This window comes from Fructilactobacillus sp. Tb1, from assembly GCF_050500285.1.
Taxonomy (GTDB): Bacteria; Bacillota; Bacilli; order Lactobacillales; family Lactobacillaceae; genus Fructilactobacillus.
Map to the genome: position 1 here is coordinate 856,285 of NZ_CP191377.1, position 15,043 is coordinate 871,327.

General features: G+C 35.2%; 16 protein-coding genes, 1 pseudogene and 4 riboswitches. Of the genes and pseudogenes, 9 read left to right on the forward strand and 8 right to left on the reverse strand.

Features of this window, described 5'->3' with window-relative positions; translation table 11 throughout:
- Positions 1-23: 23 nt before the first annotated feature.
- The 5 genes from ACQW5G_RS04455 to ACQW5G_RS04475 all read right to left on the reverse strand — a co-directional run bounded on the left by ACQW5G_RS04455 (position 24) and on the right by ACQW5G_RS04475 (position 3,417).
- Entirely contained in the window at positions 24-917 is an 894-nt protein-coding gene (locus tag ACQW5G_RS04455) for an IS3 family transposase (RefSeq protein WP_429970274.1), read from the reverse strand.
- Positions 890-1,381 (reverse strand): helix-turn-helix domain-containing protein, encoded by a 492-nt coding sequence (locus ACQW5G_RS04460; protein ID WP_429970275.1) that lies wholly within the window; start codon positions 1,379-1,381, stop codon positions 890-892. Before ACQW5G_RS04460 ends, ACQW5G_RS04455 begins: the two co-directional genes overlap by 28 nt.
- Positions 1,382-1,460: 79 nt before the next feature.
- Complete coding sequence (locus ACQW5G_RS04465) at positions 1,461-1,727, reverse strand: hypothetical protein (protein ID WP_429970276.1); 267 nt, start codon at positions 1,725-1,727, stop codon at positions 1,461-1,463.
- Positions 1,728-1,849: 122 nt separating this feature from the next.
- Positions 1,850-2,728, reverse strand: coding sequence for a GRP family sugar transporter (locus ACQW5G_RS04470; protein WP_429970277.1), 879 nt, complete (start codon positions 2,726-2,728; stop codon positions 1,850-1,852).
- Positions 2,722-3,417 (reverse strand): TenA family protein, encoded by a 696-nt coding sequence (locus ACQW5G_RS04475; protein ID WP_429970278.1) that lies wholly within the window; start codon positions 3,415-3,417, stop codon positions 2,722-2,724. The genes ACQW5G_RS04470 and ACQW5G_RS04475 overlap by 7 nt, the downstream gene beginning before the upstream one ends.
- Positions 3,418-3,503: 86 nt before the next feature.
- A riboswitch (TPP riboswitch) is annotated at positions 3,504-3,598 on the reverse strand.
- A gap of 90 nt (positions 3,599-3,688) precedes the next feature.
- A riboswitch (TPP riboswitch) is annotated at positions 3,689-3,777 on the forward strand.
- Between the two features lie 93 nt (positions 3,778-3,870).
- On the opposite strand from ACQW5G_RS04475, the gene ACQW5G_RS04480 reads away from it, so the two are divergent.
- Together ACQW5G_RS04480 and ACQW5G_RS04485 are read left to right on the forward strand one after the other, a co-directional pair.
- On the forward strand, positions 3,871-4,554 hold the full coding sequence (locus ACQW5G_RS04480; protein WP_429970279.1) for a hypothetical protein: 684 nt from the start codon (positions 3,871-3,873) through the stop codon (positions 4,552-4,554).
- Between the two features lie 10 nt (positions 4,555-4,564).
- Positions 4,565-5,818, forward strand: coding sequence for an acetylornithine deacetylase (locus ACQW5G_RS04485; RefSeq protein ID WP_429970280.1), 1,254 nt, complete (start codon positions 4,565-4,567; stop codon positions 5,816-5,818).
- A gap of 48 nt (positions 5,819-5,866) precedes the next feature.
- Here the strand turns inward: ACQW5G_RS04485 and ACQW5G_RS04490 are convergent, their stop codons facing one another.
- On the reverse strand, positions 5,867-6,418 hold the full coding sequence (locus tag ACQW5G_RS04490) for a hypothetical protein (RefSeq protein ID WP_429970281.1): 552 nt from the start codon (positions 6,416-6,418) through the stop codon (positions 5,867-5,869).
- A gap of 121 nt (positions 6,419-6,539) precedes the next feature.
- Entirely contained in the window at positions 6,540-7,286 is a 747-nt protein-coding gene (locus ACQW5G_RS04495) for a DUF4767 domain-containing protein (protein WP_429970282.1), read from the reverse strand.
- A gap of 174 nt (positions 7,287-7,460) precedes the next feature.
- Between ACQW5G_RS04495 and ACQW5G_RS04500 the strand changes: the two genes are divergently transcribed.
- Together ACQW5G_RS04500 and ACQW5G_RS04505 are read left to right on the forward strand one after the other, a co-directional pair.
- Positions 7,461-8,813, forward strand: a complete 1,353-nt coding sequence (locus ACQW5G_RS04500; protein WP_429970283.1) for a purine-cytosine permease family protein — start codon at positions 7,461-7,463, stop codon at positions 8,811-8,813.
- Positions 8,814-8,946: 133 nt separating this feature from the next.
- Positions 8,947-10,299: a purine-cytosine permease family protein gene (locus tag ACQW5G_RS04505; RefSeq protein WP_429971881.1), complete on the forward strand. Its 1,353-nt coding sequence runs from the start codon at positions 8,947-8,949 to the stop codon at positions 10,297-10,299.
- Between the two features lie 36 nt (positions 10,300-10,335).
- On the opposite strand, the gene ACQW5G_RS04510 is transcribed toward ACQW5G_RS04505, so the two are convergent.
- On the reverse strand, positions 10,336-11,079 hold the full coding sequence (locus tag ACQW5G_RS04510) for an SDR family NAD(P)-dependent oxidoreductase (protein ID WP_429970284.1): 744 nt from the start codon (positions 11,077-11,079) through the stop codon (positions 10,336-10,338).
- Positions 11,080-11,183: 104 nt separating this feature from the next.
- A riboswitch (TPP riboswitch) is annotated at positions 11,184-11,272 on the forward strand.
- Positions 11,273-11,427: 155 nt separating this feature from the next.
- On the opposite strand from ACQW5G_RS04510, the pseudogene ACQW5G_RS04515 reads away from it, so the two are divergent.
- The 5 genes and pseudogenes from ACQW5G_RS04515 to ACQW5G_RS04535 all read left to right on the forward strand — a co-directional run.
- A pseudogene (locus tag ACQW5G_RS04515) lies at positions 11,428-11,859 on the forward strand (hypothetical protein); the annotation flags it as partial.
- A gap of 144 nt (positions 11,860-12,003) precedes the next feature.
- Positions 12,004-12,816: a bifunctional hydroxymethylpyrimidine kinase/phosphomethylpyrimidine kinase gene (gene thiD, locus ACQW5G_RS04520; RefSeq protein ID WP_429971882.1), complete on the forward strand. Its 813-nt coding sequence runs from the start codon at positions 12,004-12,006 to the stop codon at positions 12,814-12,816.
- The gene (gene thiE / locus ACQW5G_RS04525) at positions 12,806-13,453 is read left to right on the forward strand and encodes a thiamine phosphate synthase (RefSeq protein WP_429970285.1); all 648 of its coding nucleotides are present in this window, start codon (positions 12,806-12,808) and stop codon (positions 13,451-13,453) included. The genes thiD and thiE overlap by 11 nt, the downstream gene beginning before the upstream one ends.
- Positions 13,453-14,241 (forward strand): hydroxyethylthiazole kinase, encoded by a 789-nt coding sequence (thiM, locus tag ACQW5G_RS04530; RefSeq protein WP_429970286.1) that lies wholly within the window; start codon positions 13,453-13,455, stop codon positions 14,239-14,241. The genes thiE and thiM overlap by 1 nt, the downstream gene beginning before the upstream one ends.
- Positions 14,242-14,271: 30 nt before the next feature.
- A riboswitch (TPP riboswitch) is annotated at positions 14,272-14,360 on the forward strand.
- Between the two features lie 113 nt (positions 14,361-14,473).
- Positions 14,474-15,031, forward strand: coding sequence for an ECF transporter S component (locus ACQW5G_RS04535; RefSeq protein ID WP_429970287.1), 558 nt, complete (start codon positions 14,474-14,476; stop codon positions 15,029-15,031).
- The last annotated feature ends 12 nt before the right edge of the window (positions 15,032-15,043 follow it).

Sequence of the window (15,043 nt, forward strand, 5' to 3'; positions counted from 1 at the left end):
GAACCCTTAAAATTGGAGAATGGTTATGCAATTTTCTGGGCGGAATAGAGCCGGTATTGAACCGGTGACATTCCGCCCAGTTTTTCTTTAATACGATAATTATTATATATATGGACGTATTTATTAACAGCTGACTTTAGTTTTGAGTAACTATCATAACTAAAGTTATGAATTGTTCCAACTTTTAATTGATTGAAAAAACTTTCAATACAAGCATTATCCAAACATGTAGCCTTACGGCTCATGCTTTGAAATACTTTATTATCTTTCAAAATATTTACGAATTTTGCATTTTGATATTGAAATCCTTGATCAGAATGAACTGTCATACGATATTTTAATTTTGGACGAGCTAAAACTAATTCTGCTAAAGGTTTTACAACAAACTCTACAGTTGGATGCAAACTTAGACTCCAGGTTATAATTTCGTTATTATACAAATCCATATATGCTGTAAAATAAGCTCGTTCATTCATGGTCTTATTACCCCAACGTATTTCAGTAACGTCAGTAACTATTTTCTGTAAAGGTCTGTCAGTTTTGAATCGTCTATTAATTCTATTGGGAGATACTTTTCCACGTTTTCCTTTGTATGAATTATATTTTCTAGTTTTTCTTTCATAAGCAGTACACAATAGTCCTTCTGAATTCATTATTCGGAGGACTTTTTTGTGATTTATTTTAAATCCTAAATTATTTAATTCTAAAGTAATCCTTCTATATCCATAATCAATAAATTCAGACCTAATTCTTTTGATTTCTGCAATGACCCTTTGGTCATTACTAGAATAGTCACGTTTTAATGAATCATGATAACTACTACTAGATATTTCTGCTATATCTAATAACATGTGTAACGGGTAATTAAAGTCACGCCTTAACTCAGTAATTATTTGTGTTTTTTCTCTGTTTGGCATTTCTTTTGACTTTGAGTTAAGGCTTTTATTTTTCCCATGTATTGAATTTTAGCTTTTAAGTAGGTGTTTTCTTGTTCAAGTCTGTTTAATTTTTCCTCTAGTGATTCTTTATTATTATTCATTTTGATTAGTCTTCCTTTAAAAGGTTTTAGACGTCCAATTGATAATAACTTTTCCCACTGAAATATTGTCACAGGATTCCTAATTTTAAAGTAACGTGAAGTATTAGGATATGATTCATTATTTTCAAGACGCCAATTTATAACCTTAATTTTAAATGAATAAGAGTATCGTGTCTTGGTTGAATTATTAATTAATCCACTTTCACCAAATATTTCTAAACGTTTTATCCATTCGTACAGCGTAGCTGTACCCTTAATACCATATTTTCGCATTATAGTATTTGTTGGAACGCCATTATTGTAATCTTTAATAGCAGCTAATTTGATTTCTGATGTAAACAAAAAGAACCTCCTAAATTGGGTTCTCCAATTTAAGGGGTTCAGTTCATTAACTTTGTCAGCTGTTTTTTATATAGAAAGGTTAGTTTGCTACTTGTTCTTGCACTTCAGGTGCTTGAACCATGATGTTATGCTTTTTGTTCTTATCAGTTGTGAAGTAAACATAATCTCCAATGCCAAATGTTCCTGTTCGATCAGGTCCAGTAACAGTTGCTCGTTGTACTTTTTTATTAATCGCAATTACATTATTACCAATTACATTAGCAATAATCTGACCGCCATTATTTACAACTCCTACTTTTACCATTCCGATACTAATGCTACGGTATACTGGTTCTTCGATTGCCATAATCGTCATCCTTTCTATTCAAATGTCAAACAACAGTTGAGTATCTCTCAACACCCACAGTATAACATGGACAACGTTTTTGGGCATTAAAAAACGACCTAAAAGATAGGTCGTTGCAGTAATTATTTTTGAATCATGACAGTTAGAAAGGATGAACCTAAAATTAAGACTAGTCCAATCATCGTGACAATAAATTCAGTTTTAGTTTTACGTTGATGAAGCCAGAAAATCCCAGTTAAGGTGGCGACTACCACACAAATTTGTGACATAACATAAGCCGTTGCAAGACCTAACATGTCCGGTTGAGATGCAATGAAGTAAGCCAAGACACCAAATCCAAAGAGGACTCCAGTTGCCATTTGTTGATAGGAAACTTTGGCTGTAAAAGCATTTTCTGACTTGATGGTGCAGAGACAATAAATACTTGAACCAACCACCATTCCGATTGTTTGTGCTAAGAAAACCTTTGGTCCTGGAACATTGATAAATCGAGGAGCAGCAGAGTATAACCAATATCCTAATGAACCTAAAATTTGTAGTAGAATCGCAATTCGCATTGTCTTAACACTACTTTTTTCGGGATTTTTTGACCAAATCGTTAAATAAGTTCCAATGGTAATGATGATTAAAGCACTGAAGCCTAAGACTTTAGCACGAGTAGTGGGCCAGTTTCCAAGAACTAAAACTCCCCATAGACAATTGACAACTAATTGAATTCCGGTGTGCAACGGTAAAGCCCTGGAAGAACCAACCATTTTATAACCAATGAATCCCATAGTTTGACCAAACGCCCAGCCAATTCCAGAAATAATTCCAATTCCTAAAATTAAAAGTGTGGGTAATGGAACGTGAAAAATAAAAGTAACACAGAGTGCGACGACAAAGGCACCCAGTGATGAACCTAAGATTTGGTTGGTAGTTTTGCCACCAATCATAGTTGCAACAGTTGGAAATAATCCGTATGAAAAAATCGGAACACAGCCGATTAATAGGGCTAACATAATCCAGACCCCTTAAAAGCAGCTAGTTTCCAATCTTCCCAGGTAGTTTGTTTGTACGATGCATCAAAGAAATACCATTCTAGTAAACAGCTCTTTAAAAAGTTACTTTTTACTTTAGATAAATGTTCAGGTGTAGCAGTTTCGGCTTCTTTGTCCATCAATGCTAAAAATCCGTCGGAAACGCTTTGATAATCATCACCTTCAAGACATTCTAACCAGCCATAAAATGGGTTATCTGGAGTTAAAACATTCTTTTTAGCTAGTGCTTTAACTAATTCAACGTAAATCCAGACCCCAGCTTCGAACGATCCTAAAATATCGAGTGGATCACCAGTTTTGATTGGTTCTAGTAAATGATTAGTGTAAAGATATGTGATTGGTTGCATTTCAGCACTCTTGATACTATCCCAATCCTGTTCTGTCATCCCTTTGAAAACATATTCATCAATACCAAGATGGTCAGTTAAAAGTTTTGAAAAATATTTTTGCTCTTCAAATTTTTTACTGTAAATAATTAAATACGCTTGAACTTCAGTTTCAACATTCCCATATTTTAAATCCTGAGATACGTAGTAATCTAACGCTTTTTTGTCGAGATTATTTTTCTCAATTGCTTTGACAAAATCACAGTTCTTCACTGCTTCTAAATACGGCTGTGCTTCTTTGATTAATTCTTCTGAAAAGGTCATTTTCATTCTCCTAAAAATTTAAATTATAAAAAAAGAACCATCATCAATACAGAGAATGGTCCTTAGCAATAAATTTCATTTTTAGAATAAACGCTAAGTGGTTTCCCTTCGCCAGTACTAACTGGAGCAGGTTCCATGAGTATTTCTCAGCTAAATTGAATTAGCACCCCAAACCACGATATTAAATTAGGTTACCCAGTAATTAAACGTGAAAAATTAAAATATGTCAATCTTAAATTTTAAAAAGAATGTGGTATACTCATAAGCAATCAAATAAAAGTTGGGGTGCCTTGAGCTGAGATTATACCCATAGAACCTGATATAGCTAATACTATCGCAGGAAACTTTACTAGAATCGTGAGTCTTTTTGACTACTTTAATCTAATAATTTTGGAGTTCTCAGCTCAACGCTGTGGACTTTTTATTTTGTAAAAAATTATACGAGGTGTCAAAATGACAAAATTTTCAGAAGAATTACGCGCAATTGGAAACAAATATTTAGACCAAACTTTAAAACAAGATTTCATGCAAGCAGTCATCAATGGCACGATCACGGATGAACAAGAAGTATATTACATCAACCAAGATGGAATTTATCTCGCTGGATATGATAATGTGCCAGGTTTCTTTGATGATTTAACCAAAGCTACCCGCCGTTTTCTTAACTTAGACGATGATCCAAAATATACTGTTTTGACTAATGAAGCGAATGTTGAAGAAGATGAAGTACGTGATCAATTCATGGAACATTACCAAAATTTTGCGGATAAAGATAATCCTAAATGTGCTCAAGTTGGTAATATTACCAAAAAATATCTCAAGTTTTTAGCTGAAAATCGTGATCAATCACTTTTAGTTTCCTTAGCCAGTGTGCAACCATGTGCCTGGGGTTATGCCGCTTTGGCCTTTAAATTGCAAGATTTAAAGTCAGACTATATCCAACCTTGGGACAAGTGGGTCGCATTTTACACTGATCCAGAATTTGCCAACGAAGGTGAATTGTTATTTGAAGAAATTGATACAGCAGCTGCTAATTCAACTGATGCAGAAATTCAACAAGCTCTTGAAGTCTTTGAACAAGGAATGAAATTAGAAAATGAATTTTGGCAACAATGTTTTGATGTTGAGGTGAACTAGGATGACTGAAATGGATTTAAAACAACAAGTATCAGAAAACCAACAAGAATTAATTGATTTGGTTACCAAATTAGTTTCATATCCAACGACTGCTCCTGATGGGAGAAATACGCATGAACTTCAAAATTGGATTGCTGATTATTTAACAAAAATTGGTTTTGATACTGATATCTGGGAACTTTATCCCGGCGATGATGAATTAGTTGGAATTCATGAAGGTAATCCCAATTATCAAAGTCTGATTTTGAATGGTCATATTGATGTGGCGCAATTAAACGAAGGTGAAAATTGGAAACAAGATCCATTTCAAGTTTTAATTGAAAACGGAAAATTAATTGGTCGTGGTGTTTCTGATATGAAGGGTGCAATGGCAGCTTTTTTACTAGCTTTAAAAATCATTCATGACAATAAAATTGAATTACCTGGAAAAGTGTTATTTGAATCAGTGACCGGAGAAGAAGTCGGAGAAACTGGTACTCTTTCAACTCTAGAAAAAGGTTACACTGCTGACTTTGCCTTAAATGCTGATGGAAATAATTTGGAATTACAAGGTCAAGGTGGGGTAATCACGGGCTGGATTACTATTAAAAGTCCGCAATCATTTCATGATGGAATGCGGAGAAAATTAATTCACGCTGGTGGTCAAACTAAGGGTGCAAGTACGATCGAAAAAATGGCAAAGATCATTACAGCCCTTGGTGAACTCGAACGAGATTGGGCGGTTGAAAAAACTTATCCTGGTTTTCCTTTAGGAACATCGACGATTAACCCAGCTGTGATTGAAGGTGGAAGAAATCCAGCTTTTATTGCGGATGAATGTCGCCTTTGGATTACGGTTTATTTTTATCCTAACGAATCTTATGAATCAGTGATGCGTGAAATTGAAGATTATGTAACTCGAGTTGCTGATGCAGATGTATGGATGCAGGATCATCATCCAACTTTTGAATGGGGTGGGAAATCAATGATTGAAGATAAAGGGGAAGTTTTCCCATCTTTAGAAATTGATCCAGATAGTAAACCAATGCGCTTATTGGAAAATGTGGTGGCGGATGTTACTAGAAAACCAGCGAAAATTAGTTATAATCCATCGGTTACAGATGGCGGTTGGTTCAGTGAATACGATATTCCAGCAGTTATTTTTGGACCCGGTAGTTTAGGTAGTGCACATTCAGTCAATGAAAGTATCAAGATTGATGATTTGGTTAAATATACTCAGGCTGTGCTCGAATTTATTGTTAAATGGTCAAATACGAAAAAATAGCCAAAGAAAAAAGAACTCGGTTGAGTTCTTTTTTGCTTGAAAGTTATTTTAGTTATTATTTGCAAGATCATCTTCGGCCATAGATAAATCATTATAGGGGTTACCAGTAGTTCCACCACCATTGATAACGGTTTGGTTTGGGTCGATTTCTTGACCGTGTTTATTAATATAGGCACCAGCTTTTTGGGGATCATTACTGTATACAGGAGTAGCTCCAGCTGAGATAGGATAGTTGTTGCTTTTTGCGGAATTATTAGTGCTTTGGCCATTGCTTGTAGTTGCATTATCTGCATTAGTATTAGGTTGATCAGGTGTTGATGTTGACGGAGTACTAGTTTGTGCTGATTGATTAGGTTGATTATTAGTAGTTGTCTTAGAATTTGTAGTATCTTTAACTGTTGTTTCTTTAGATTGGGTTTTAGCAGAATCTTTTTTTGCTTTATCTTTGTTATTCTTAGAAGTTGATACTTTTTCTGTTTTAGTTGGGGTAGTACCTGATTTTTTCGATGAATTGAGACCGAATGCATATGCTACACCCATAACTACAATTGCAATTAAAATAAATGCTATACCGATTAAATATTTACTAGTTTTTTTCAAAAGATTTTCTCCTAAAATTATTTTTTATTACATCATTATTAAGAATAATTTAATAATTAAAAATAGTCAAAAAGTTATTAACCAGTAAAAAAGAACTCACTTAAAAATGAGTTTTTTTTAATTAATATGTCATTTGATTATTATTTACAATATTAGCAAACTGAGTGCTGACATTTGAGTTGGCAGTTGGTTTGAAGTAAACGGCGTTTTCTGAATTACCCTGATTTTGTTGGGTAACTAATGCAACCGGTTGACCATCATGAATAGCAAATAGGTATAAATGAGGACTTACAGTATTACCTTTACCACGATCAGAATCAAAATCAGAAAAGATTGCGACAACATTATAGTCGTTATTTCCAGATCCATTATCTGACCAGCCAATGGAAACTTTACTGCCATTTACCCGAACTGTTCCCTTTGAAAAGGCATCTGGGAATTTATAACCCATATAGTTATCCTGATTTGCTGGATTAAAGTAATCATAGTTTTGGTGCATATCGCTACCCCAAGAAGCCATGAAATTTTGCAGCATTTTATCTTTGCTACTATTCCAGACTGCTGAATTATCATTGTTTGAACTACTAGTATTAGAAGTAGAGCTGTAAGTTTTACTGGTGTTTTGTGTTTTATTAGTGGTTTGATTTTTGGCTGAACCACTAATATAGATGTAGGCGCCGATACCAATTACTACAACTAAAATCACGATTAACAGAGATAAAATTACTGTTTTCACTGTTGTATCAGATTGTTGTGTAGTTACATTTGCTGATTGCGACAAATTTTGGTTATTGAATTTATGACCACATTTATCACAAAACATCGCTGAATCAGAAACTTGCTTTCCACAATTGGGACAGAATTTCATAAGGATATCCTCATTTCTAGTTATAAAATTAACAATATCTTAAGTATACCTTAATATTTATTGAATTCAGACTAAAAAATAAGCTTTTAATCGGGTAATTTCTCTGATATACTGTAAAAAACGATTATTAATATAAAACGGAAACAAAATGTCTGTATTTTGGAGGAAACTATATTGAATAATAGCAAGTATGAATTTAACGTCATCTCAAATGACGAACGTAACATGAACTATTGGGACATGTTTGCCACTTGGTTTGGTGCTAATGCCAATAATGGAACCTGGTTTATTGGTGGAGTAATTGCTGCCTGTGGTTTATATGGTGGAATTGAAGCCATGCTAATCGGGGGAATGATTGCCTACATTTTCTTGAGCTTAATGGGATACGTTGGTTATAAAACTGGTGCTACCACGACTGTCCTTTCTCGGGGATCATTTGGAATTCGTGGAAGTGTCGTTCCAACAGTTATTAATTTGACCCTATTCTTAGGATGGACAGCCGTGAATACGTTTATTGCTGCCACATCACTTGCCTTTATTTTTCATAGTTTGTTCCATTGGCCATTATTCGGTCAACCCGGTGGAAACTTTGGCTTAATTGTCGGAATTTTAGTAATGAGTGTACTTCATATTTTAAGTATTATTGCCGGACAACGTTCCGTTCAGTTAGTCGAACGAATTGGAGTTATTTTAGTAATTATCTTCGTAATTCTCGAAACTTATGTAGTTTTCAAAAATGTTTCATTAGCTGATATTGCTCATTATGTAATTCCTAAAGCACAACAAATGCCACTCGGAATTGCAATTGATACAATTGCTGCTTCAAGTCTTGGTTGGGTAATGGGAAGTGCTGATTTTACTCGTTTTACTGGTAAAAAGGGAACTTCAATTACAGCTCCATATATTGGTGCTTTAGCAGGATTACTTAGTTTCGGAATGATTGGAATTTGTACCACTTTAAGTGTTGCTTTGACTTCTGGGGCTTACAATCCCAACAACTCTGATCCTAGTATTATTGCTAACAAATTGGGCCTTGGTTTTATTGCGATGTTGGTAATTGTGTTAACCAGTATGACTGCTAATGCTGTTAATATTCAAGCTGGTGCATCAGCTTTAAATAACATGAATCACAAACTTAGTTTGAATAAATCATTAGTAATTATTACTTTGCTTTCAATGGTGTTAACTTTCGTACCGGTCATTAGCGGTAGTTTCCTTGAATCATTTATCTCATTCCTTGATTACACAGGAATGTTACTTGGACCAATCATTGCAATCATGGTAGTTGATTACTTTATTTTGAATAAATCAAATTACAACCAAGTTGCGTTATCCGATGAAAATGGAAAACTTTGGTATCAAGGTGGATTTAACGTTATTGCAATTGTTTCATTAGTATTGGGAGTTTTGATTTATCTTGGCCTTAAGAGTCTTGATTTCATCAAAGACTTTACTGGTGCAACTTTCATTACTATGGCAATCGTGGCAGTAATTTACTACGTAGCAAGTAAACTTTTTAATAAATAAATTTCTGAATCCAGTCTAATTATAGGCTGGATTTTTTCTATCCTTTAAACTTACCCATATCTTTGTTACACTGGTATTTAGTCGAATTTTCGATATAAAACGTGAACAAAATATCTGTATTTTGGAGGAAACTATATTGAATAATAACAAATACGCGTTTAAAGTTATCCCAGATAACGAACAAAACATGACTTATTGGGACATGTTTGCAACCTGGTTTGGTGCCAATGCTAATAATGGGACTTGGTTTATTGGTGGGGTTGTTGCTGCCTGTGGGTTGATCGGTGGACTTAGTGCTACGGTAATTGGGGGAGTAATTGCTTATATCTTTTTGGCCATGATGGCTTACGTGGGATATAAAACTCGGACCTCTAACACCGTGCTTTCCCGTGGTGCTTTTGGAATTCGGGGGAGTATTATTCCGTCAATCATCAATCTAACTTTATTTTTAGGCTGGACTGCCGTAAATACTTTTATTGCAGCAATGTCGCTAACTTTCATTTTCCACACTTTGTTTGGCTGGGCTTTATTTGGTCAACCAGGTGGAAACCTTGGAATTATCGTCGGAATTTTAGTAATGAGTATTTTGCATGTGCTTAGTATCATTGCTGGACAACGTTCCGTTCAGTTAGTCGAACGAATTGGAGTAGTTTTAGTAATTATTTTTGTCGTATTGGAAACGTTTGTGGTTTTTAAAGACATTTCATTTACGCAAATCGCTCATTATCATGTTCCTGCTAAACAAAGAATGCCATTTGGGGTAGCAATCGATACCATCGCAGCCTTTGGTTTAGGATGGGTTGTTGGTGGAGCTGATTTTAGTCGTTTCACTAGCAAAAAACGGAATGCCATTAGTGGATCATTCTGGGGAGCCTTCTTAGGACTCTTTAGTTTTGCCATGATTGGATTATGTACCACACTTAGCGTGGCCTTAACTTCTGGCTATAATGCCAATAATTCCGATCCAAGTGTGATTGCGAATAAGCTAGGTCTTGGTTTTATCGCGATGTTAGTCATTGTGTTGACTAGTATGACTGCTAATGCGGTTAACATACAAGCCGGTGCTTCAGCTTTGAGCAACATGATTCACAAATTGAATTTGAATAAGTCACTTGTAATTATTACTTTGTTATCAATGGCGTTAACTTTTGTGCCAGTCATTAGTGGTAGTTTCTTAGATTCATTCATCTCATTCCTTGATTACACCGGAATGTTACTGGGACCAATTATTGCGATTATGTTGGTTGATTATTTCTTAGTCAATCAAGAGAATTATAATCCAATTGCTTTGTCTGATCGCAATGGTAAGCTTTGGTATCAAGGTGGTTTTAATTTAGTTGCAGTAGGAACTTTAATTTTAGGAGTCATTATTTACTTAATTTTGAAGAGTTTTGCTGTCATTGAAACTACGATTGGTGCTACTTTCATCACGATGGCAATTTCTGCAGTAATTTATTATTTTGGTAGTAAATTATTTAATAAATAAAACAAAAATCATCTACCGGCTGTGGTAGATGATTTTTTAATTTTTGGGAGCAAAATGTTTAGCTAGGAAACGAGTAAAGAAGTTATCAGAAATTTGTTTATAAATTTCCACGAAATCCCCATTTTTATGCGGATGATTTAAGATTTGATCAGCGATTTTTTGAGCAATCGTTTCAGTTGGATGCACAAAAGGCCCAGTAATATGGTTATTTAAATCAGTTGACATCACTCCAGGATGGATATCATAAATTAAAATATGTTGGTCTTCTTTTTCAAACCAAATTCCTAAAGATGAAGTCATAATATTTTGGGCACCTTTACTAGTTTTGTAAGCCAACGGATTCCAAAGATGATTAGGACTGGTTGGAATTGTAATATTCACAATTGTGCCATGATTTTTATTGAGCAATGGTTCTAAATTTTTAATTAGTTGATATGTTCCAAAAAAGTTAACTTGCATTGTTTCATGTAAATCAGGCAAAGTAGTTTTATAACCAATACTTTCTTTACCAGGAATTCCGGCATTATTAATTAATAACGATAAATTGGAATAGTTTTCTGTGATATTTTTACTAGCATCATTAATACTATCTGGATTAGATAGGTCAATTTGTACTAATGATAAATTTTTGAGGCCTTTTTTAACGAGTTGATTCTTAGCAAGTTGTCCGCGCTCAAGATTTCTAACTCCCATAAGAATGTGCCAATTTTGATTAGCAAAAGTCTCGGTTAAAGCCAACCCCAGCCCTTTATTAGCGCCAGTAATTAATACAGTTTTCATTTTATGTCTCCTGTGATTGTAATATTCATTAACGCTTATATTCTAAGCTTATTCTGAAAACTTTGTTGCATTAATGAATTGCTATGCTATACTAATTGCATAAAAATAAAAAGTTGGGGTGCCTTGAGCTGAGATTATACCCATAGAACCTGATACAGCTAATACTGTCGCAGGAAACTTATTACTGAATGATTAATAATAGGGTCTTTTTGGCCAATTTAAAATTAATGATGAAGTCCTCAGCTCACGGCTGGGGACTTTTTATTTTGCCAAAAAATATTGATTGGAGAAATAAAAATGGCAGAAACATCATTATCAGCACAAATGAAAGCTAGCGTAGCGGATTTTATGCCCAAATTTTTTAATAATGCATTCGTAAAAGGAATCGCAAATGGTAAATTACCAAAATCAGCGTTGGTCAGTTATACCCAACAAGATAACATTTATCTCGAAAAGTTCTTGGTTTTATATCAACAAGTATTAGGAGCAATCGATCCACATTTATTGGCGGTGACAGAACATGATATCGATGCTGAAAACGGTGCCCACCAAGTATTATTACGCGTGGCTCAGACAGATAACCAAACGATTATGGCTGACAAAATAGCCGAAAAACCAACGACTAAGCACTACATTGACCATATGCAAAAATCATTAGATCAAGCACCGTATTTAGGATTGGCTGCGATGCAAGCATGCCCTTATGTGTATGTATATATTGCTAATCACTTAATCGCTGAAGGTAAAAATAACGCCGAAAATCCGTTCAAAGATTGGATTGATTTTTATCAAGGCCAACCAGGTGGTTTTGAAGAAATTATGTTTAATTTATTGGATCAAAATGTACCGGAAAAGGATTATCCAGCTGCAATCGAAGCTTTCAAAATCAGTGTTGCTGACGAATTAAAATTCTTTGAACAAGCAATGGAATTTAAACAATATCCCGAAGCGATGACCATTGCTGGAACTGATTCAGGTGGTGGAGCTGGGATGGAAGCCGACATTAAAACTATGCAAGCATGCCATACTTTTAGCACCAATGTGGTAGTTGGAGTAACTGCCCAAAATACTTATGGAGTGCAAGATTTATATCCATTACCACGTAAAATTGTTGATGCTCAATTTGCGTCAATCATGGATGATTTTGATATTAAAGCAGCGAAAACAGGGGCTTTATTTGATTCCGAACACGTGAAAATTGTGGCTGACAATGTGAAAAAATATAATTTAAAAAACTTTGTTGTTGATCCAGTTATGGTTGCCAAAGGTGGAGCTAAGTTACTAACTGACGAAGCCATTCAAACTTTGAAAGATGAGTTATTACCCTTAGCGACGTTAGTGACGCCTAATTTACCAGAAACAGAATTATTAGCTGGTCAAACGGTGAAAACACAAGTTGATATGTTGAACGCAGCTAAAAAAATCCAACAAATGGGTTGTCCCAATGTCATGGTTAAAGGTGGTCATGGTGATGAAGATATGGTCTATGATTTTGTGAAGTTAGCGGATGGTAATGAATTTTGGTTAGAGTCCAAACGAGTAAATACCATTAGAACTCATGGAACTGGGGATACTTTATCATCAGCCATTGTTGCGTATTTAGCCCAAGGAATGGATTTAGAAACTGCCATTCGGAAAGCACACCAATATTTAGAAACCATTATTAATCTGCCACTTCCAATTGGACACGGTCATGGACCATTAAATCATGGAGAATGGAGTAATCATGAAATTTAAACCAGAAATGTTGGACGTTTATTTAGTGATTGGGACGCAAAATACTGATAATAGTGCAAAACACTTGCTTGCGATTGTGCAAGCGGCTTGTGCAGCAGGCGTTACCGCAGTGCAGTATCGAGAAAAAGATGGTAGCCAGTTATCAGATACTGAGCGCGTAGAACTGGGTAAATTAATCCACAAAATCACGCAAAAATATGCTGTACCCTTATTTGTCGATGATGATTATGAATTAGCCAAGACAATTGGAGCAGAAGGACTTCATGTCGGTCAAACTGACGAAAAAGTCCATGTAATTCGCAAGCAATCACCAGATTTAATTATCGGTTTGTCGATTCATGATTTAGCTGAATTGCAAAGTAGTGCAACTGAATTAGAGTTAGTTGATTACATTGGGGTGGGACCAATTTTCCCTACTCACAGTAAAAAAGATGTGAAAGCAAGTATTGGAGTAGCTGGCTTAGATAAAGTGGCTGCACACACTAATTTACCAATCGTTGCCATTGGTGGAATTCACACTAATAATGTTGCTGAATTAAAAAATGCGCCAATTGATGGTGTATCAGTGATTTCAGCGATTACTAAAAGCGACGATATTGACCAAACTGTCCAAATTTTGAAAGCTAGAGGAAACTAATGATGAATGAAATGATTAAAAATGTCCGTGCCAAAAGTCCCATTGTTTTAAATGTTGCGAACAATGTTACTCCCCAACATGTGGCGGATGGAATTAACTTTATCGGTGGATCACCAATTATGATTGCTGATCCCTTGGAAGCCAAAGAATTAACTAGTTTAGCTGGAGCTGTAACTTTAAATTTAGGTTCAACTAGTCCAATTGCCCAAATGATTATGTTAGCCGTTGGTGAAAAAGCTAATGCAATGAAAATTCCCGTCGTTTTTGATCCCGTCGCTGTTGGTGCATCATCAATCAGAACGGAACGTGCTAATCAATTATTGCGTAATGTAAAAGTGGATGTCGTACGGGGAAATATTGGAGAAGTAGCTGCTTTAGCAGGTGTAGCTTGGAATGCTCATGGAATTGATGCTGGGGAAGGTGACGGTGACCAAGTTGAAATTGCCAAACAAGCTGCCCAAAAATTAAATTGTAAAGTGGTTGTGTCTGGACCAACTGATATTGTGACTGATGGAGAAACAGTTTATTTAATTCAAAATAACGCCCCACTTTTAGCAACTAACGTGGGAATGGGAGATGTTTTAGATGGAATTTTGGCGGTCTTTTTAAGTCAAGATGATTCACTTGAAACTTTAGCTTATGCAACTGGCGTGCTACCTGTCGCAGCTTCAATGGCGATGGAAAAATACCCAGTTCAACCAGCTAGTTTCTTAACTGAAACTTTTGATAACTTAGCTACGATTGATGATGCTCAGTTTAAAGAAAATTTAAAAATTGAGTTGCGTTAAGCAAAAGCTATGCTATACTAAATTCATATAAATAAAAAGTTGGGGTGCCACGAGCTGAGATTAAACCCATTGAACCTGATATAGTTTGTACTATCGAAGGAAACTTATTACTTTAGAAGTAAAAGAATGTATTCGCGATGCATTCCTTTAAAAATTAATTTTTCTAAAGCTCTCAGCTTGTGGCCGAGGGCTTTTTATTTTTGGAAAATTAATTCTTGGAGGAATCATCATTATGAACAAATGGCATTTGAAAGACATTATTTTAGTAACTTTAATCGGGATCGTTTGTGGTCTGATTTTCTGGATCATGGATCCAATTTACACTGCGGTAACTGCAGTATTAACTCCCATGGGATTAGCACCATTTAGTGGCGCTGTCTTAATTGGTTTTTGGACAATTGCTGGACCTTTAGCCTTAATGGTAATCAAGAAACCAGGTTCTGGTTTACTTGCTGAATTCTTAGGAGCAGCTGTTGAAATGTTGCTTGGTGGAATTTGGGGAGCCGCAACTTTAATCTCAGGATTAATTCAAGGTGCTGGTTCAGAACTAGGTTTTGCTTTCACTGGTTACAAAAACTACGGTAAAACTGGAATGTTACTTTCGACTTTAACTACGACAGTTGTGACATTTGGTTACCAATTAATCAAACATGACTATGCTGGATTTAGTTTTGGCATGATTTTAGCATTATTCGTTGTAAGTTACATCTCTGTATTCCTATTCAGTGGTGTTCTTTCAATGGCCATTGCCAAAATGCTTGAAAGAACACATTTGTTAGATAAAGACTAGTCATAGCAACGT

Coding starts and splice junctions, on each gene's coding strand:
- ACQW5G_RS04535 (WP_429970287.1), top strand. CDS start 14,474: ATGAACAAATGGCATTTGAAAGACATTATTTTAGTAACTTTAATCGGG.
- thiD (WP_429971882.1), top strand. CDS start 12,004: ATGGAATTTAAACAATATCCCGAAGCGATGACCATTGCTGGAACTGAT.
- thiM (WP_429970286.1), top strand. CDS start 13,453: ATGATGAATGAAATGATTAAAAATGTCCGTGCCAAAAGTCCCATTGTT.
- ACQW5G_RS04485 (WP_429970280.1), top strand. CDS start 4,565: ATGGATTTAAAACAACAAGTATCAGAAAACCAACAAGAATTAATTGAT.
- ACQW5G_RS04470 (WP_429970277.1), bottom strand. CDS start 2,728: ATGTTAGCCCTATTAATCGGCTGTGTTCCGATTTTTTCATACGGATTA.
- ACQW5G_RS04465 (WP_429970276.1), bottom strand. CDS start 1,727: ATGGCAATCGAAGAACCAGTATACCGTAGCATTAGTATCGGAATGGTA.
- ACQW5G_RS04510 (WP_429970284.1), bottom strand. CDS start 11,079: ATGAAAACTGTATTAATTACTGGCGCTAATAAAGGGCTGGGGTTGGCT.
- thiE (WP_429970285.1), top strand. CDS start 12,806: ATGAAATTTAAACCAGAAATGTTGGACGTTTATTTAGTGATTGGGACG.
- ACQW5G_RS04480 (WP_429970279.1), top strand. CDS start 3,871: ATGACAAAATTTTCAGAAGAATTACGCGCAATTGGAAACAAATATTTA.
- ACQW5G_RS04495 (WP_429970282.1), bottom strand. CDS start 7,286: ATGAAATTCTGTCCCAATTGTGGAAAGCAAGTTTCTGATTCAGCGATG.
- ACQW5G_RS04475 (WP_429970278.1), bottom strand. CDS start 3,417: ATGACCTTTTCAGAAGAATTAATCAAAGAAGCACAGCCGTATTTAGAA.
- ACQW5G_RS04455 (WP_429970274.1), bottom strand. CDS start 917: ATGCCAAACAGAGAAAAAACACAAATAATTACTGAGTTAAGGCGTGAC.